General features: G+C 37.5%; 18 protein-coding genes and 1 pseudogene. 3 read left to right on the top strand and 16 right to left on the bottom strand.

Going from position 1 to position 18,991, the window contains the following annotated elements:
- Window positions 1-10 precede the first annotated feature (10 nt).
- The 5 genes from BR30_RS0110290 to BR30_RS0110270 all read right to left on the bottom strand — a co-directional run bounded on the left by BR30_RS0110290 (window position 11) and on the right by BR30_RS0110270 (window position 4,589).
- Window positions 11-1,456 (bottom strand): ethanolamine ammonia-lyase reactivating factor EutA, encoded by a 1,446-nt coding sequence (locus BR30_RS0110290; RefSeq protein WP_026564958.1) that lies wholly within the window; start codon window positions 1,454-1,456, stop codon window positions 11-13.
- A 138-nt stretch (window positions 1,457-1,594) separates the two neighbouring features.
- Window positions 1,595-2,095 (bottom strand): EutP/PduV family microcompartment system protein, encoded by a 501-nt coding sequence (locus BR30_RS0110285; RefSeq protein ID WP_026564957.1) that lies wholly within the window; start codon window positions 2,093-2,095, stop codon window positions 1,595-1,597.
- A 39-nt stretch (window positions 2,096-2,134) separates the two neighbouring features.
- On the bottom strand, window positions 2,135-2,476 hold the full coding sequence (gene eutS / locus BR30_RS0110280; protein WP_026564956.1) for an ethanolamine utilization microcompartment protein EutS: 342 nt from the start codon (window positions 2,474-2,476) through the stop codon (window positions 2,135-2,137).
- 103 nt (window positions 2,477-2,579) lie between these two features.
- A complete protein-coding gene (locus tag BR30_RS0110275) occupies window positions 2,580-3,152 on the bottom strand; it encodes an ANTAR domain-containing response regulator (RefSeq protein WP_026564955.1) in 573 nt (190 codons plus the stop codon).
- Between the two features lie 3 nt (window positions 3,153-3,155).
- On the bottom strand, window positions 3,156-4,589 hold the full coding sequence (locus tag BR30_RS0110270) for a sensor histidine kinase (RefSeq protein WP_026564954.1): 1,434 nt from the start codon (window positions 4,587-4,589) through the stop codon (window positions 3,156-3,158).
- A 237-nt stretch (window positions 4,590-4,826) separates the two neighbouring features.
- Here BR30_RS0110270 and BR30_RS0110265 point away from each other — a divergent pair, with 237 nt between their 5' ends.
- Window positions 4,827-5,615 (top strand): alpha/beta fold hydrolase, encoded by a 789-nt coding sequence (locus BR30_RS0110265; protein ID WP_026564953.1) that lies wholly within the window; start codon window positions 4,827-4,829, stop codon window positions 5,613-5,615.
- A gap of 2 nt (window positions 5,616-5,617) precedes the next feature.
- Window positions 5,618-6,112 (top strand): undecaprenyl-diphosphatase, encoded by a 495-nt coding sequence (locus BR30_RS0110260; RefSeq protein WP_026564952.1) that lies wholly within the window; start codon window positions 5,618-5,620, stop codon window positions 6,110-6,112.
- 580 nt (window positions 6,113-6,692) lie between these two features.
- On the opposite strand, the gene BR30_RS0110255 is transcribed toward BR30_RS0110260, so the two are convergent.
- From BR30_RS0110255 to BR30_RS0110225, 7 genes are all read right to left on the bottom strand, one after another.
- A complete protein-coding gene (locus tag BR30_RS0110255; RefSeq protein WP_026564951.1) occupies window positions 6,693-7,469 on the bottom strand; it encodes a 2-keto-4-pentenoate hydratase in 777 nt (258 codons plus the stop codon).
- A gap of 41 nt (window positions 7,470-7,510) precedes the next feature.
- Window positions 7,511-8,422 (bottom strand): FAD synthetase family protein, encoded by a 912-nt coding sequence (locus BR30_RS33045; protein ID WP_231507670.1) that lies wholly within the window; start codon window positions 8,420-8,422, stop codon window positions 7,511-7,513.
- The gene (locus BR30_RS0110245) at window positions 8,391-8,855 is read right to left on the bottom strand and encodes a flavin reductase family protein (RefSeq protein ID WP_026564950.1); all 465 of its coding nucleotides are present in this window, start codon (window positions 8,853-8,855) and stop codon (window positions 8,391-8,393) included. The genes BR30_RS33045 and BR30_RS0110245 overlap by 32 nt, the downstream gene beginning before the upstream one ends.
- A 108-nt stretch (window positions 8,856-8,963) precedes the next feature.
- The gene (locus tag BR30_RS0110240) at window positions 8,964-9,779 is read right to left on the bottom strand and encodes an alpha/beta fold hydrolase (RefSeq protein ID WP_035445329.1); all 816 of its coding nucleotides are present in this window, start codon (window positions 9,777-9,779) and stop codon (window positions 8,964-8,966) included.
- A gap of 154 nt (window positions 9,780-9,933) precedes the next feature.
- Entirely contained in the window at window positions 9,934-10,911 is a 978-nt protein-coding gene (locus BR30_RS0110235) for a catechol 2,3-dioxygenase (RefSeq protein ID WP_026564948.1), read from the bottom strand.
- A 23-nt stretch (window positions 10,912-10,934) separates the two neighbouring features.
- Window positions 10,935-12,137, bottom strand: a complete 1,203-nt coding sequence (locus tag BR30_RS0110230) for an acyl-CoA dehydrogenase family protein (RefSeq protein ID WP_026564947.1) — start codon at window positions 12,135-12,137, stop codon at window positions 10,935-10,937.
- A 224-nt stretch (window positions 12,138-12,361) separates the two neighbouring features.
- The gene (locus tag BR30_RS0110225) at window positions 12,362-14,194 is read right to left on the bottom strand and encodes a helix-turn-helix domain-containing protein (protein ID WP_026564946.1); all 1,833 of its coding nucleotides are present in this window, start codon (window positions 14,192-14,194) and stop codon (window positions 12,362-12,364) included.
- 521 nt (window positions 14,195-14,715) lie between these two features.
- On the opposite strand from BR30_RS0110225, the gene BR30_RS0110220 reads away from it, so the two are divergent.
- The gene (locus BR30_RS0110220; RefSeq protein ID WP_026564945.1) at window positions 14,716-15,213 is read left to right on the top strand and encodes a YhcN/YlaJ family sporulation lipoprotein; all 498 of its coding nucleotides are present in this window, start codon (window positions 14,716-14,718) and stop codon (window positions 15,211-15,213) included.
- 347 nt (window positions 15,214-15,560) lie between these two features.
- Here BR30_RS0110220 and BR30_RS0110215 read toward each other — a convergent pair whose 3' ends face one another.
- The 4 genes and pseudogenes from BR30_RS0110215 to BR30_RS38820 form a co-directional block, all read right to left on the bottom strand.
- On the bottom strand, window positions 15,561-15,899 hold the full coding sequence (locus BR30_RS0110215; protein ID WP_026564944.1) for a YmaF family protein: 339 nt from the start codon (window positions 15,897-15,899) through the stop codon (window positions 15,561-15,563).
- A 109-nt stretch (window positions 15,900-16,008) separates the two neighbouring features.
- Window positions 16,009-16,716 carry a DUF421 domain-containing protein gene (locus tag BR30_RS0110210; protein WP_035445328.1) on the bottom strand — a complete coding sequence of 236 codons (708 nt, stop codon included), beginning with the start codon at window positions 16,714-16,716 and terminating at the stop codon, window positions 16,009-16,011.
- 158 nt (window positions 16,717-16,874) lie between these two features.
- Window positions 16,875-16,973, bottom strand: a pseudogene (locus BR30_RS37765) (VOC family protein); the annotation flags it as partial.
- 227 nt (window positions 16,974-17,200) lie between these two features.
- Window positions 17,201-17,839, bottom strand: a complete 639-nt coding sequence (locus BR30_RS38820) for a CotD family spore coat protein (protein ID WP_442852965.1) — start codon at window positions 17,837-17,839, stop codon at window positions 17,201-17,203.
- Window positions 17,840-18,991: the final 1,152 nt, after the last annotated feature.

The raw sequence follows: 18,991 nt of genomic DNA, 5'->3' as shown, positions 1-18,991 counted from the left end.
CCCCCTTTCGTCATTTCTGGAATGTTAATGTTTTTATGATGACAGGAACAACATCGGTTTCGAGCACTTGGCCTATATCCAAATAGTCCCCATTTTCAACTTTAATTTGATCAATACAAATGACGGATTGCTCCGGAGCCTTCCGCTTGAGTGTTTGCCCGAGAACTTTGGCATAATCCCGGTCAAGCACAAGGACCAACTCTTGAGTTTGATTCGGTTTTTGTTTCATGGCTTTGAGGATGGATTCAGCAAATTCATCGATATCACGGAATCTTAAGTAAGGCAGTTCAGAAAAATAAACCGCAAAATTCTGTCCGTCACGCTGCGGGTCATAGAGGTCGAGTGCTTCCTCAATCCGCTTGGATAATTGGTTTATTTCCGTTTTAAAATCACCCTCGAATCGAATCTGGTAAACCGGCAAGTTTTTCATCGGCAATTTACGATGATCAACTTCAATGGTTGCGCCGCTGATTTCAGTTGTTTGCATTCCGGCGCCCAGCACTGTGGCCCGAACCGTTTCCTTCGGTTTTACCCAAGTCCACCCAGAAAGACTTGAGCTTTCCATTAAGGACGCGGCTAACATCAACCCGATATCATCGTATTTGGCCGACTGTACGGTTCCGGTCTCCTGCTGATACATGCATTCACTTATCCCTCCTGAGAACATAATCGCCTCAATATCTTCCACCCAGTTAGGTTCATGCCCTAGCAGCAACGTTAGATCCTCGTTTGTGAGTGCCTTTTTTAACATCCGTGCAATGACATCTGCCATAAAATCGGTTACTTGTTTTATAGCGGATGGATTTTGGGTTTGCCCCTCCACCATCCTTGAATCCCATAGTCGCAGTAAATTCTTAACTGGCGGAGAAATACTTTGGATTTTATGATCGTTACATTCAATTAATCGGCCGCCTACATGAAGCGTACAGGTTCCACAAAGTCTGCCAGATTTATAAACGGCCACATTGGCGGTACCCCCTCCGATATCGATATTGGCGATAACCTTCCCCGTATCTTTCGAATATTCATAGGCACCCGATCCCTTAGCGGCTATTATTCCTTCTAAGTCAGGACCAGCTGTTGCAACTAGAAACTCCCCAGCCTGGTCAGACAGCTGATGCAGCATTACTTCTGCATTTGACTTTGTGGCTGTTTCACCCGTAATAATCACTGCCCCCGTTTGAATATCCTTCGGCTCAATACCTGCTTTCTGATATTCCTTTCTGACAAGGTCTTCAATTTTTTCAATATCAATTGTGGTTGGTGAAAGCAGCGGTGTCCGGTAAATCGGGCTGCGATGGATGACCTGTTTGTCAATGATTTCAATTCGCGGCACATGTGCCCCGCCAGCCATATTCATTAACGTGAACCGGCTGATTACCAGCTTTGTTGTACTTGTGCCTATATCGATCCCCGCACTGATCAATTCTTCTTTTTGCGGGCCTTTGAATTTCATCTCAACTCCCCCAAAAAAACAAAAAACGCCCCTTGTAAACTATCCCAAATTAGATAGTTTAAAAGAGGCGCCATTGCCATTAAATTCATTTGTTATTCATAATATAAATTATTTTCTGGATATTGTAAAGGCTTTCATTTAAAAAATAACCAATGGGGATGGATTTCCTTCAAGATACTTCTTCATTTCCTGTGTCGTACGGTAGTTTACTAGATTCCGGATCTCCTCTATTCCTTCATTTTTTAGGGACGAGGTAATGACAATTGGACCTTTGGTTACGATTACCTTTTTTAACAAAGAAATGGCTAATTCAACGTCAGCCTGGTCTGAATCACTTTTTGTGACGACCCCTATGGGGATTTTATTGATTCCGCTGCTGAATCCTGGCGGGAAAATCATTTTCTTCTTGGTCGCATCCTGTAAATACAGGACATGGGTCACTTCTAATGCTGTTGCCATGATATTTTTATAATAGAACGGGTTTTCACAATATTCTCCTGGGGTATCAACAATCCAATCATAGTAATTCAGCGACTGCGTTTTGACAGCAGGCACTTCCCGACCAAGCAATGCATTTGTTAACGTCGATTTTCCTGCACCAACGGAACCGATTAGCATAGCCCGGTTCTTTTTCGTCATCCTATTTCCTCCTTTCTTGAAAAATTCTATTTTCTGATTCTATGACTTCGTGATCTCGGCCGGGGTATATTTCAGCGTAGCCTGCAAAAAGCGGTTGATTTCCTGCATCGCCATTTCCACCTCTGAAACATTGCCGACAATCACAAGACTTCCGGTAAAGCGATCCAAAAATCCTAACTTGACATTAGCCGATTTGGTGGCTAAATCTCCGGCAATAATCACCGTCTCACTTGGGGTCAGCGTCAAAATCCCTAATGCCCCAGCCTCCTGGATCCCCAATTTTTCAAACATATCCGGGTCCGGATTGGCAATAATATGGCTTAAAGTTACCTGTTTCCCTGGGACAAACTCCTGTATAAACCGCTTTTTCTCTTCTTTCACGACAAACCCGCCTCTCAAATTAATAAAAAAATGCCTAATAGACTTTATTTTTATAAAAAATAAAACCTACTAAGCACCTTTGCTTCAGCCATTCACTTGTAAACTAACTTGGGTACTTCAAAATAATGTACTTTGCCACTTTTTCCAATGGCATTTGTTTTTTCATGCTAAGGTCTCTAATCTTATTGTAAGCCGTTTCCTCCGGTAAATTCAATTGTTTCATTAAAATTCCTTTTGCTTTTTCAACAATCTTTCGGTTTTTCAGTTCCCGATTCATTTCTTCTACTTTTTCTTTGTAAAGAATAGCATTTTCAGCCTGCTTCAATGCAATTTCAACCGCCGGAATCAAGTTAGCCTCCGAAATCGGCTTTACAAGATACCCTAAAATATTTGCCTTCTTCGCTTTCTCTATATATTCCTTTTGACTATAGGCCGTTAACAGCAAAATCGGGATATTGAATTTGTTGGAAATAATCTCACTGGCCTTTAAACCGTTCAGCTTCGGCATTTTAATATCCATGATCATTAAATCAGGCTTAAGGCTGTAAGCCAATTCAATTGCTTTCTCGCCATCAGCTGCTTCAGCCACTACATCATAGCCCGCATCTTTTAACATGAGGGAAACATCCAATCGGACGATGGATTCATCTTCCACTACGATAATTCGCTTTTTCATACCTTAAACCTCCCTCGCAAAAGGAAATTCGACGATTGCTTCCGTTCCTTCCCTTGTTCCTTCCATGGAAAAATGGCCCAATAAATCGTGTTCAATCATCATTTTAACGATATCTAGTCCTAATGACGGCTTCATGGAAGGAGTATAGCCAATTCCATTATCTTTTACGAGGACTCTTACTGCAGAAGCCTCTTCCTGGATAACTACATGAATTTGGCCCTCTGTCATCTCCGCAAATGCATGCTTCACACAATTTTGAATTAATTCATTGATAACAAGAGCAACGGAAACAGCTAGATTCGATTTAATCAAGATCTTTTGGCCCGAATAGTCGATCGAAATCAATTTTCCTTCATGATCTTCACTAAAGACCAGCATATTCCCGATTTTTTCTATTAAACTAACAAGTTCTACATCATCTTGATTTTCAGAATTGGATAAGATGATTTCATAGACAGAGGCAATACTTACAATTCGGTTAAGGCTCTTGATAAAATGAATCTTGCTTTCTTCGGGGACGCCTCTTCGCATTTGCAGCCGAAGAAGACTCGCTACCGTTTGCAAGTTATTTTTTACGCGATGATGGATTTCCCGGATGGCCACGGTCTTTACGGTAAGCTCCCTCTCTTTTTCACGCAACTCTGTTAAGTCTCGAAAAATGATAAATGATCCGCTATTTTTCTCATGCTGCACAAGAGCAATTTTTTTCATTTGAAAGACTTTATTTTGAATGATGATTTCTTGGATCACAAGTTCATCCGGCAGCCTGCACATTTCTGCAAGGTTAGGAAAATAGGAAGTAAAAAGTTTGCCGCTTTTACATTCCTCCGAACACATTTCTAAAACAAGATTCATTGCAGCAGGATTCGAATATTGAATCCGTAAATCCTCGTCAATGATGAATAGAGATTCCTCCATCACTTCTGGGATAAAAGGGCGATTTTCAGCCATTCCCAGTAAGAGTTCGCTAAGCGTCTCATTCGCCTCTGTTAACGCTTTCAGTTTATTTTGATTTTGGAGCTTATCACTGTTGTCTTTCTCCATGATCAACGTGCCAATCACCCGATTATGGACTCCAACAATCGGAACAACGCTTTGTTCGACTTTTTTCCCCTCCTGGGTTAAGGCATGATTGAGAAAAAGCGGCTTACCCGTCCGAAACGCATAAAAAACAGCAGGCTCAAACGTTTCATAGGCAAACTTTCCGACTACCGGATTTTTATAGACAGAACTGGCCGTTGCAGGCGCTGCTTCTGCCACCACAATAGCATGCTTTTTTTCTCTTGTTTGACAATCGACAAACACATTTGCTTGATTTAAATCGGCAATTAATTGCAGGTTTTGAACGACTTCTTGGATCTTTTGTATGTCTTGTTCCGATAGATCTGTGTGAAGCTGACATAGAGTTACTACGGTGTTTATCTCAGTTTTAAACATGTCATAGCCCCAATCTATTATCTTTAAATATATAAAAATATTTTATATATCATTTATCATAGTGTCAATCTTCTGTTTTTTACAAAAAATGTTTCAAAAACAACAAAAAGATGCAGATGACACAATTTAATAGTTCTAAAAAAGCCAGGGAGACTAAGCCTTTTTTGTATGATTCAACAAAATAAACCAAATAATAAATGAAAGCAAATCAAGTTATTATTAATTTGAGGTGATTCAATGCCAATCCTCGAAGTTGATGAGAGTACCCTTTACTACACTGTTAAAGGTAAAGGGATTCCAATCATATTTATTCATCCACCCGTTCTAACTTCTATAAATTTCATATACCAGTTAGAAGGACTATCTCGTTATTTTCAAGTTATCACCTTTGATATACGAGGACATGGAAGGAGTCCTTTTTCTAGAAAACCTGTTACCTATCCACTAATCGTTGAGGATATAAAAAACCTAATGGACCATTTGGATATTAAGCAAGCCTTTTTATGCGGATATTCAACAGGGGCATCTATCCTATTGGAATTTTTGTTATCAACATCTAAAGGGCGTGCTTTAGGTGGAATCATTATTAGTGGAATGTCTGAGGTAAGTGACTGGCGTCTAAAAAACAGAATATGCCTTGCTAAAAACCTTTCAAAGATTGGGGCATTACCTGCTTTAGCTCGGTCAATATCCAATAGCAATTCAAATACAAAAGAGTTGTTCGACAAGATGTTACTAGAAGCTAAAAAAGGTGATGCTAGAAACATCTTGCAATACTATGATTACAGTTTGAACTATAACATTTCCGATCAACTAGAGAACATTACTATGCCAATTTCCCTCATTTATGGTGCGAAAGATAGAACATTTTATCGTTATGCAAAACAACTACATACGAAACTACCTCAAAATGAAATAACCTTTGTTGAAGGCATTAAACATCAGGTCCCAACAAAAGCAGCAAGTAAATTGAATCATGTCATTTATCACTTTATCCAAAGCCTTCCAGTAAACAGAGGTGAATAAGCTTGGATGTTAAACTATTTCATTTAATAAATTTGCTTTCCGGACGTCATTTAATAATAGATAAATTAATGATACTTATTTCCAAAAAGATGAAATTTGTTTTCTTTATTATTTTAGTGATTTTGCTCTTTAAAAAAAAGAATGTAACTATTGAAGCAGTAGTGTCTATCATGATTTCGTTAATCTTGCATTTTATAATTAAGTTATTTTATTTTAAACCCCGTCCATTTATAAAAGGGAGAGTAGACATTCTTTCCCCTTCTAAATTCGATTCGTCCTTTCCAAGTAAACATACTCTACTAACTTTCGCCGTTTCAACAATAGTCCTCTTTAATCAACGTATCCTTGGATCTATTATGTTGGGGTTTTCTTTTTTAACGGGATTGTCACGAATTTGGGTAGGACATCATTATCCTTCTGACATTGCAGGAAGTGCTGTATTAGGCTCTTTTACAAGTGCGATTATTCATAAATTAATACAAAGGAAATCGCATTGAAAACTCTTTAGAAAATTGCACTGCCTATGAGGTATTATGATTATTTATTGAAAAATGTTAACAAACTATTAGCTGGTTTAATTCAAAAAGAAAAGGTGATTGCCTTTTGTATTAGTAATCACCTCCTGTCTTTTCTATTCAATAAAGTCTATTTTTTCCCCGACACCCTTCAATCGCAATTTCTTTTAAACACTTCTCGGTATGAATACCATTTGACTTCCATTCCACCATCAATAATTTTGTCCTTCAATCTTCTATAGGCCCCTCTTCCCTAATTGCCCTAGATAAGTCTTCCTGCTTTCGTTGATCTCCTACAGTTAGGCAAAAGTTTTCCATTATCAATATTCATTCACATCATATTTAGTAGGTAATTCTATATAATTTGTAAAGTTTTCAACTACATCGATGCCACCATTCTATTTTCATTTCTACTTATCAGTTTAATTGTTTCATTTTCATAGGCAATTTTTTACAGCTTACTTTGAGGTATTTACAATCGTGTTGACAATTATATAAGTAGATTTACTTAATAGAAAAATCAATCTGAACAATTCTGGCACCAACTATCACCATTCGTAACTTAACCAAAAGATACCTCAACTTTTCCTAACTGGCTAAACTCAGCTGTAAAGACATCTCCCTTTTGAGCTGCAACAGCCGCAGATAAGGCTCCAGATAAAATGACTTCTTCAGCTTTTAAAGTAACATTGTATTCTGCTAGCTTATTTGCCAGCCATGCAACACATCCTGCAGGATGACCTAACACATCGGCCCCTGTCCCTTTATTTATGAACTCACCATTTTTATAAAGACTCATTTCGATTTTCGTTAAATCCATTTCATTTGGATCGAACCTTTGACGGCCTAAGGTGAATAGTCCACAAGAAGCATTATCCGCAACCGTATCTTCTAATTTAATTTTCCAATCAGTAATACGGCTGTCAACAATCTCTATAGAAGGGACAATATATTCTGTTGCTTCTAGGACGTCTTCTACTGTAACATTTGGCCCTATCAAATCTTTTTTCAACACAAAAGCAAGCTCCCCCTCTACCTTGGGCTCAAAAAGTGTTTCCATTGAAATGATACTACCATTGGGAATATCCATACTATCCAATAAATGACCGTAATCGGGCTGATCAACTCCTAATAGCTCCTGCATCGCAAATGATGTTAACCCGATCTTTTTCCCAACAATTTTTTGTCCATCCTTAACCTTCTGATCAATATTTTTTATTTGAACACGGTAAGCATCCTGAATAGTGATATCAGGATACAAATCCGTAAGTGGGGCCACAGACTTTTTGTTTTTCTCAGCTTGAAGTAAATGCTTATAGGCTTCTACAATTTGAGCCACTTTTAACCCTACTTTCTATTCATAATCGGTTTATATTGCATTTATACAAATAAGGGACGACAAAAAGTATGATCCTTTTTCCCCGTTTGAACCCTTTCAGTCTTCAACCGCCGATTCCAGACTATGGTCAAGTTTCCTTCGAGCCATGACGGAATTTGATCTAAACAAGTAAGCGTTACGCCTTTCTCCTTTACAATCACTTCGGTCTGAAAAGATTTGCTCTTATTTTTCAATGTAACATCATATCTTCCAGGAGCAGGGAGTGTAAAGTGCGAATAGGGTGTTAACACCGATCCAGCGCCTTTGCTTTTTATTTCGTAAGAGTGACCGATCAGATTGGGCAGCTCCTCGACATACCCATCTAACAATAGTTCTCTGATACGAGTCGAACTGATTTTTTCACCTTTGTGCTCCACCTTTTCGACCACAGTTACATCTATTCGATCTCCGGAATCTTGTTTTAGTGTATCCATATTTCCTGCACCTCGGCTGCCATAAGAAAAGTCATATCCTGCTACTGCATGAATAACACCCAGATTAACAAGGTATTCCTTAACAAATGTTTGAGGTAACAACCCTGCAAAGTCTCTATCGAACTCCACAAGGTAAAAAGTATCAACACCTAGTTCACAAAGCCTTTTTTCTTTTTCGGACTGCGGCATTAAATAGTGAAAACCCGCCTTCCCCCCGATGACCGTTTTCGGGTGAGGAAAGAAACTCATGACTGAAAGAGAGACTTGTCTTTCCTTTGCTTCCTCCCATGCGGTTTGAATCACTTTTACATGCCCATGATGGAGACCGTCAAAACATCCAAGTGCCATAACATTTACGCTTGCCACTTCCTGATAAGCAGCCAAATTCTCCTTATTTAAATAGATTGTTTCCATCCAGTCTCCTTTCATGTTCAAAAATAAAGTCAGCTTATACTTCTGCCAATGCACGATATTTTCCATTGAAGAAAACAAGCGGTTCCTTCTCTTCCAGGTGAATATCGGTTACTTTTCCAATAAACAAAGTATGATCTCCTTCCACATGCACCGTGGATACTTCACAAGCCACCTGTGCACATGCTCCTTCTAACACGGGTTTACCATCTAAACGAGCAAAAATAACTTCGCGGGGTTCCTTGATTTGTCCCGCAAAAATCATCGATATCTCCTGTTGATCCGCAGCTAAAATATTCACGGTAAAGATTTTGCTTTCCTTAATCTTATTTAATATTTTTGCTCTTTCTCCAATTGAAATGACAACGAGCTTTGGATCAAGGGATACAGACATGAAGGCATTTGCTGTCATACCATGTATATCTCCATCAAGTTCTGTGGTAATCACGGTTACCCCTGTTGCGAATTTTCCCATTGCCGTTCGAAATTGACGATCATCCATCTCTAACAACCTCCCAAAATTATTTTTATGTAGTAGGAATATTGAAATTACCCACCTTTACTTTTCGAAATCCTTATCACACGAAGGGCATATCCTTTTGATTCATCATTAAATAAATCTTAAAATATTCTCCACGAACGGCTCGGTTTTTTCGATTTGTGTCCAATGGCCGCACTCATTAAATACGTGTAGTTCTGCATGCGGAAGCAATTCAATCAGACGATAGCTTGTATCTTCAATAGGAATAACCCTGTCATTTAAGCCATGGAATAATAGTGTTTGTACGTTTATGCTTTGAATTTGTTCATCCGTTAACGCCAATTCATCGAGTTTTTGTTGGCGAGGCTCTGGGAACATGGCCGAAAATGCATCTTTCACCTCAGGTTCAATACTAGCTTCATAGCGAAGACGGACCAATTCTTCATTCTTCGCTGCTTTTTCATCATACGAGAATAGCTCGATTAATTCCCGCATGGATTGCAAACTTGGCTCATAACCCCAAACACGTTCTAACCCCTCTGAAATTTGGTGCTTGATGCCAACACTACCCATTAAAATTAATTTATTCACTAAGTCCGGTCTTTGGTAGGCAACATGGAGTGCTAATGCGCCGCCCATTGAGTTGCCGACTAAGTGAACAGGCTCATCAGACACGGATTCAATAAAGCTAATTAAATGCTGTACCCACAATTCAACGTTATATTGATGATCAGGGAGTTTATCCGTCTTACCAAAACCAATAATATCTGGTGCAAATACATGATAGGAGTCACTTAAACGTGGGATAATTAAGCGCCAGTTTGCGAAGGCAGATACACCTGGTCCTGACCCATGTATTAAAATAATTTTTTCTGCTCCTCTCCCTTCCTCATGGTAGTGTGTGTTAATCCCATTCACATCCATATATTTTGAGATAATCGCCATAATGCATTGCTCCTTTCATCTATTAAAATAAGAGATAGAGGAAACTATTGAAAGCTTCCTCTCGCTTTTAGATTCCATACATAGTAAGCTTGTCCGTAGCAGGAAGTCCATGTTTCCCCTTTCAACAAGCTCACCTTTAACGATTCAACATCGTTTATTTTATTGGTGCAACTGCCTTTTTCCTTACTGGTGTTCCATATTCAAAGAACTCTTGTGGTAAATTAGAACCGTACCAAATAATGGCATGCTCTAAATCTTTCCCTTTCCATTCAACCGTTTTCCAGTCCGGATCAAAAATTTGATACCCCGTGTCACCGAATAATTCAACACGATTGCCCCCTGGTTCGATCACATATAGGAAGTAAGCCTGAGAGACACCGTGCTTGCCAGGACCTGCTTCAATTTTAAAGCCGTGCTCTACCAATAATTCACTCACATCCATTAGATGTTGGGGATACCCGTACCAGTAGCAAATATGATGCAGTCTTCCCTTTTCAGCTAACGCATCTCCCATGATGGCCACTTCATGCACTAATGAGTTTGAACTTAACCAGGCTGCTACATCTGTATTATCATCATTTAGAATCCTTTCACGCACCTTAAATCCAAGTGCATTTTCTAAAAACTCAACGTTTTTATTTGTTTCCTTCGCCAGTACATTAACATGGTCTAAGCGGCGGACTGGTACTCCGCGGCGTGGACGTTTTTGCGGACGATTCAGAAGTGGTGTTGCCTGCTCTTCATTCGGTTTGAAATATTCAACCTCCCAAAGAATTTCCATTTTATGACCATCTGGCGTTGTGAACTGATACGCTGGTCCATGACCGACATCGCCTTCAATCCACCCCATTCCATAACCTGTCGCTTCAATCTCTCGTACACGACGCTCTAGAGCCTGCGGAGAAGTAGCACGCCATGCAACATGCCCAAGTCCCGCTTCCTCATTTTTGGTAATGATCAATGTATGATGATAAAAATCCTCGTAAGCACGCATATAAACAGAATCACCTTGTCGGTGCGATTCTTCCATCCCTAAAATCTCTTTAAAAAACCAAACTGACTCTTCTACTTTAGGACTATAAATTTCAATATGTGCCAAATGCGCTACGTCAAAAATAGGTTCTTTCATCATTTCACATTCCCTCCAAAGTTTTTTTACCAAATTGGGTTTCCTTTAAAACCAAAGATTGACTTGCCGTATGAAGCCATTGCATCCTCGTAATGGTGTGTCGGATGAGAAGCCGCTGTCATAAGGTCACGTACAAACAATTCAGTTGGCTGCCCTTTAAATACGGAGTTTCCACCTAAAGTGAGCAAAATACGGAGCGCCATCTCAGAAGTCGTCTTCGCTATATGCCCACGGATCCCGAACAATTTTTCACGTTCTTCTTCATCCAATGTTGTCATGCCGTTTTGCTCGTAATACGTTAACTTCTCACAATATTCATTTGCTAAGCCTTTTAAAGAACTTAATTGTAGTTTTAATTCGGCCAGTACGCGCTGGCTGCTAGCTGCTTCTTTTTCATTTGAATTATTGTTAAAAATACGAATCCGATTTTCAGTTTTTTCTTGGAAAATATCTATCAATCGTTCTATGCCGCCAATCTGAATAAATTGGAAGCCCATTAAAAACCATGGGATATATGGTACATTGAAAATTTGGTAGTCAGACTCAAAATTGCCATCTACTGGGCCTTCTCCGTTAATAACACGAGTTGCATGGAAAATTCGATTCGGCGGTATGTAAACATTATCAACTTTTACCGCGTTACTTCCCGAGCCGCGCAAGCCCATTGCATCCCAGTTATGGATAATTTCCGCTTCCTCCTTATTCAAAATAAACATGCAATATTCCGGCTCTGTGCCATCCTTTAACTTGGCAATTGCGCCTAAACCAATCCAATCACTCCAAAGCACGCCACTGCAGAAGTTCCATTGACCTGAAAGGCGATAGCCTTCGCCATCATCTGTTACTTTCCCGACAGGAGCAAATACGTCCGCCATTAATCCACCATGATTGTATAATTCATCACGGCTTTCTTTTGGCAAAAAAGCAACCCAGGTTTCATGAATAACAAAGAAGTAACTTAACCAGGCAGCAGCGACACTATGATTGGCGATGGTGCGGATGATTTCACCAAACGTAAAGTAATCCAAATATTGACCACCATAAGCTTTCGGTCGCATAAGTTTATGAAAACCGGCTTCTTTAATTTTTTCAATTACTTCATCTGGAAGCTTTGAATCTTGATCTGCCTTTAAAGCGTATTTCTCTGCTAATAAACCGACTTCCTTTGCCATCATCAGAAGTTCTTCTTTGTTGGGGGTCTTTTTCACTTCTAAAAGATTAACTGCCATATACCTTCCTCCTTTTAAGTAAACGTTTTCAAATTCTATAAAGCGGCTGCTTCTGATTTGAATTATAATAGTTAGAATATTTTAAATATACCTACAATAAATATTGAAATTTGCTAATTTTTAAAACGTTTTCTACTAAATACTATCTTTATATATTTAATTGAGTTGCGTAAACGACAAAAAAGCCTTGTCCATCAACAAGTGAATGGGCAAGGCCTTATATGTTAAATCTCTATTTTTCCTTTTGCTTTTAAAATATTGATGGCTAAATATAGCGTGAAGGCAAATTGGGTATCATTCAGATTATGGTTTAAAATCTCACTAATTTTGGCCAGTCGATAGCGTAATCCGCTAATCGACATAGATAATTCCTTCGCGGTATTGTTAATACTGCTTCCATTATCTATAAAGGCATATAACGTTTTTATTAACTCAAATTCATGGCTATCTGCTTCTAACAACCTACCAATATGTTGATTCACAAAGCGCTCAATCAATACATCATCCTGTATCTGGAATAAAACACTTTCAATTCCAAGTTCTTCGAAGTAATATACATTTTTTCGATTATTTGTAGCACTTAATGCCGCCAATGTTTCCTTGTATAGTGTGACTGTTTGTGAAAACTCCTGGATGACAGAGCTAACACCAACAGAGATTCTATATTTTGGGAAGCGCCGCGAACAATGCTTTAACAATTGATCAATAAACGTAGACTGTGATAGATGCAAACTTTCAAAAGTAGGGTATTCCATTAATATAATAATTTTGTTGAGTTTTTGTGAAACGATTGAATTGATCTTGCGCTCTTTCAAAAATAGATGAATATGACGAATCAATTCTTCATTAAACGCGATCTCATGTTCAATTTTGTGTTCCTTTACAAATCGTTCTAACGTGAGCATCCAATAGGTCGAGGAAGGATTGAAATCTAAATAATAGGCGATTTTATACATTTCTTCTTTTGCTAATCGACCTTCCAAGATATCATTTAAAAAGCTCCGTTTAATTGTTTGCTCTGTATTAACTTTTATACTCTCATTCATTAATATAAGCGAAGAGGTTATGGCTGCCTTTTCAATAATCATATAATCAAGCTCATTCGGCTCATTCTCTCTTGTATAAACAAAAGAACAATAGCCTTTCATTTGCTCTCCATTAATAATGGGGCTGCGTAACAAGGAAAGCTTTTCTGAATAACGTACATATGCCGTGTTCGAATCATTAAATGTATGTAAAATAAGCTGATTCGGAAGGTTTCCTGATTTTACAATGATTTGATGATATTCATCTTCAATAAAGACGGTTAAACCAGTCGTTTCATATAGAATATCAACCACTTTTTGTAAGCCTTGGTTTGACAGTAGTTCTTCAATTAATTGCCGGTGTATATCGCTCGCTTTACTTAAATGGTCCCGCTCCATTTTTAATTTCGCTGTTATTTCATCGAGTTCCTTGATCATGCTATTCGCTTGATAGTAACTCAGGTCACTGGTTATTTCTTCTCCCCATTTTTCAATTGGCATACAAATACATTTGCATTGCTCGTGGCCCATCGCACGACATTCAACTTCCTTAACAAGGATCGGCTGTTGCAACACTTTTGATAAGTAACCGCTTGCATATCCACACAAGGTGTGACAAACAGGCTCTTTACTGAGGCCTTTGGCCTTTAAATATTGAGAGGCTTCAAACGTATTAATCCAAAGGACTTCAATATAATTGCACTTCTTATTTTCATCAAAGCTCATTCCCAAAATTTCCACTTTATCTAAGTAACCATGCAACCTATGAAATTTAGGACCTGCATTTACCAAATCTAGCTCGTCGTCCCATTGTAATGACATGGCTTTTTCCGCATCACTCACGCCACAATGCCAGCCGTAGCGAATAAACACGCCCCTTGTTCGTTCATCGCCAATGACGGTAATGAGCTCTTTTTTCAAATTTGTTCTTGCTTCAATAGGGATTGAAATAATTCGTTCATAAAATCCATTTAGAACTGTTTCTTTAGGTAGTTCAAAAACATTCTTTATGTGCATTTCCTTAAAACTCATTTTTTACTCAACCCCTTAGTCTGTACTCAATTGAACAAGTGAATAGTTGTCATATACCACGATGGAAATAATATTCTTTTACTTTAACATTTTTGTTTTGAACTCTCTGCTACCATCATTTACAGGGTACAATTTTCATTCTAACATATTTTTCTGAAAACTTAGATATTACCAATTCAAATTTCGACTAATCCCCTGCAATCAAATCCCTGTCATAGGAAAATTTATGCCCTTGAGTTGTAACATGGTGTCTAAATATGGTTGAACTTCAACACAAAAAACGACGGCGCATCCGCGTCGTCGGTTTTCGTATTGAAGCTTTTCTCCGCCCTGCAGCAGCATTGTTGCCGGTACCCAGTGGGGCTCTTTACATACTGTACTAGAGTTTGACAAGAGATTACACTACTACACCAATTCAAAGTAAATAAAGTAATTGATTAACTAAACCTCATATGAATATTCTTTTAAGGAAATGGAGAACTTATCCGTGTGTTTAATTTAATTCACGGAGGGAATACACCATGAAGAAGAGCCTAATCTTATTTGCGATTCTTATATTTAGCCTTGAATTAACAGGGTGTGCCAGAAATAACGTAAATAAAAATGATCTTGTAAATCGTGACCAAAATGTGACAAGGAACAACATCACCAACGTCAGAGACAATAATGATTACGATAATAGATCAAGAATAAGAGTTGCGGATGATGCAGCTAAAAAAGTAGTTGATATGAAAGAAGTGGACACGGCAAATGTCATAGTTACAGAAAATAATGCATATGTAGCAGTAAAGCTCACACCTACATCTCGAAATAAGGATACCTATAGCATCGAACATAAGATTTCACAAAGAGTGAAATCCACTGATCGGGATATTGATAACGTTTATGTATCGGAAAACCCTGACTTTTATGATCGCATGAACACATATGCCTCTGATATTCGTAATGGTAGACCAATCTCAGGTTTCTTTAATGAGTTTACTGAAACAATTCGTAGAGTATTCCCTAAAGCCAAATAAGGTGAAATAAAAAAATGCTTAGCAATAAGTAAGCCGTTCTCTTTTGGAGTACCCGCAGCTATAAAATCACATATAAAAGCAATGCATTTCTCAAAGGAAATCGCATTGCTTTTTTTATTGATGCAACAAGGTTTCTTCACCTTTTCAGCTATAAATAGCAGTTACAATAACCATAATGTTAACACAAACCATAATTTAAATTATGGTGTGTGTTAACATTATGCGATTTTGTATGCCAATAAAGAAAGCGAGAAGGTTTATCTTCTTGTCGTTATTTTTATTAAACTAAAGCTACCCGTTCATCCTGCTAATTTTCATTATTGATTATCTAGAAGCCCACTGCCAATCTATTTATTTCCTGGAGCCGGCTGATCAACACCTTTAACATGGTGCTTATGTCCATCTTCTTCTGATGTATAAAAATCATAATAGTGGACATGCATTCCATTACCAACAGGTATAGCCGGACCTGAATAAGCTTTATAATGATGGTTATGCCCGTTTTCGAAAACAACAAATCCCTCAGTATAATGAATATGGCTGCCATCCTGAGTTTGTATCGGTGGAGACGTAACATCTAAGCACTGATGAACATGCCCAGCCTCCATCGAGGTGTAATCAACGGAACCATGATTATGATGCGGAACAAATCCATTTACAAAATCATCTTTTCCTACCTTAGCCATACCCCCACCCCTTCACAATTAGTTCGCATATAAATTGTAAGTTATCTGCTTTATTATGATATTTACAAAAAATAAGAATATGTTATGCAATAGGGTTATTTAAATTTCATTAATCCCCTTTGCCAGGATTGTAGTAGCGAGGATCATTTTTATGATTTTTAATTTCCTTATTATCAATAAATAACGTTCCATTTTCTAAAAAAGTTGCTAACATAATATTCTCTACTTTTTCTCCCTTTTTATTTACCTCATTCATGAGCCACCCTTGGTTTAGTTGTAAATATTTTAAATTATGATAAATGATTTGACCGTCCATTATCAGTGGAATTGGAAGGTATTCTTTTTTTACCTTTAAATTTAAATCATTCGGTTGAACTGGTCTGTATTGCGATTTCGGGATCACACTAATATTTCCTGTTTCTTCCATGGCTGCAAAGGCAATGTTTTGCGTATCGGTATAGCCTTTCACTCGTAAATTGGACAATAATTCGTTCAATGGCATCTTCGCCTTTTTCAGTCCTTTTCGATCTATATCCCCGTTACGAATCAGTACAATTGGACGCTCATATAAAAGCCATCTTAATTGATTATGTAAGGATAAACGCAAAATAATTTTATAAAGTATCACAACGATTCCAGCATAGATTAATGACTTCCATACATTACTAGTCTCAACGGGCGTACTGATAATATTTGTAAGGACAAAAATATACAATAAATCAATAGTGTTCATTTGGGATACAGCTTTTTTTCCAGTAATCCTTAAAAACAAATATCCCGCAACAAAAATTATGAACGTACGATATAATGTTTCCAAAACTGCTTCACCCCTCAAGGGTTCTTCCCTTTTTGTTAGTATTCTAAGTTTTATGTGGGAATATAACGATTTCGTTCCATTATCAAAAAACACCAGTAAAAAAGGCATTGTTGCAAGAAAGTAACAAAGAGTCGTACTTTCATTTTAATTAACATTACTTATTTGATTTTCTCAGCCAACTCCAAAATAATTCCCTCTGGACCACGAACGTAGCATAATTTATAACTTTCTTCATATTGCTGTATCTCACTAAAGATATATCAACAAAAAGTGATAATCCCAATTTTTTTACTAAATAATCATTTTCCTTCTTCAACTAAGCTGCTCCGTTAGCTCAATAAGAAAAGGCTGCATTTTTAACAGCCAGATCATTAAGATAAGCACCCGTTACTTTAATAAGAAATATTACACAATAGACCCACCTAGGGAAGTAAAAACGACTTTAATAAAAATGCCCCAGCCTAAATGGCTGGGGTAAATGAAGCTAGTATCCAAATGGTCTAGGCGGGCAACAAGGGTTGAATGGGAATCCGCACATCGTAGGTGTTTCACAGCATTGATTTACATATGATTCTGTGTGCGGGAAATAGTATTGATGATGAATCATATGCTTGTTAAAAGTAGTTGTATGCGAAGGGTGTACATGTGTATTATACAAATTTGTTTTTACATATTGTTGCCAAGGTGAAACTAGTGGTGGATAATATTGAGCAGGGAACGCTTGAGGCGGGCAGTATATTGGCTGACATGCTTGAAATGGAAAGTATTGGACTGGCATCTGTTTCATGTGTGGTACTACATTGGGAGTTTCTTTCATTGGATGTACTATATTTGGAACTTCTTTCATTTTCGGTACTACATTTGGAGTTTCTTTCATTTTTGGTACTGCTTTTGGAGTTTCTTTCATTTCTGGTACTGCTTTTGGAGTTTCTTTCATTTTTGGTACTGCTTTTGGAGTTTCTTTCATTTCTGGTACTGCTTTTGGAGTTTCTTTCATTTTTGGTACTGCTTTTGGAGTTTCTTTCATTTTTGGTACTGCTTTTGGAGTTTCTTTCATTTTTGGTTCCGCTTTTGGAGTTTCTTTCATTTTTGGTACTGCTTTTGGACTTTTTTTCCAAAACATCGTTATATGACCTCCATGTGAAAATATCTTGATACTACATTAGTCTATGTGAACTTAGATTTGTGCGGACTAGTTTATTACCTATTTTGTATGAAATGATACACACTACGATCTTATACTTCTTATTCATGTAATCTGTATCTGTTAACACAATAAGAAAACGGGATCGCCGCCGCCATCCCAGCCTTTAACTCTTGCACTCGTTACTTTAAGTGTACTGTTTCATAATCAACTCCTGAAACAATGTCCTTCAAAATATGAAGTAGTCTCCTGTCTAATTATCTAAAAAGGAACTCATTCCCATCAAAAAAATAGATTTTTTCCCATAAAAAAGGGCATCCCATATGAAATGCCCTTAAATATTAACACTAAGGCCCACTTGCTTCAGTCAAAACTCTTGTTAGGTCAATTAATAGATTCAATTGAGTAGCAATGTAAATCAAAATTCCAACAACAGCAAGCCTATAAACTATCGTCCAGTGTTTACTTTCCATATTCCATACCTCTTTTTAATTTTATTTAGAAACATAATATAAATTTCCACATACTAGGTATTATTCCCTTCTTTATATCTACTCTGTTGGTCGAATAAGAAAAATCGATCGACTTTTCTTAGCTGCACAATCTGAGTCAAATGCGTCATAATTGAGAGATGGATTTTCATCTTTCTTGTTCCACTAACCTGCATCGTTAGCGGAACAAGAAAAAGCGATTGCTCTTATCGAACAATCGCACCCGATAGTTTAAGTGTAATATTTCACAATATTTCTTGTGGAACAATAAAAGGGAACTTTCATCTTGAAGAGTCGCACCCGTTACTTAACTAATCATTAGTTTTTTTGCATTTTTCAAAAAGGTATTGAAATCCATATAAGAAAAAAACCTTGTAAAAGAAATATAGAAAGAATTGAAATTCGTTAAATTGAACTAATCTATATAGTTTTAATTTTGTAAATACTCTTGAAATAGGAGATACAAAAATTGCTTCGCCAATAGCATTTAACATAATAAACTTTTTTAAATTTCCGTATGCCCATTTTAATGTCCATAAAGACATCGCCAACATTGGACCTATGAGAAAAGGAAATTCATTTTGAATAAAGGACTTTGGTTAATTATAAAAAGACCACCATTTGCGTTTTTTTCCAATTT

The organism is Bacillus sp. UNC41MFS5 (assembly GCF_000686805.1).
This window is presented reverse-complemented; position numbering and strand designations above follow the sequence as displayed.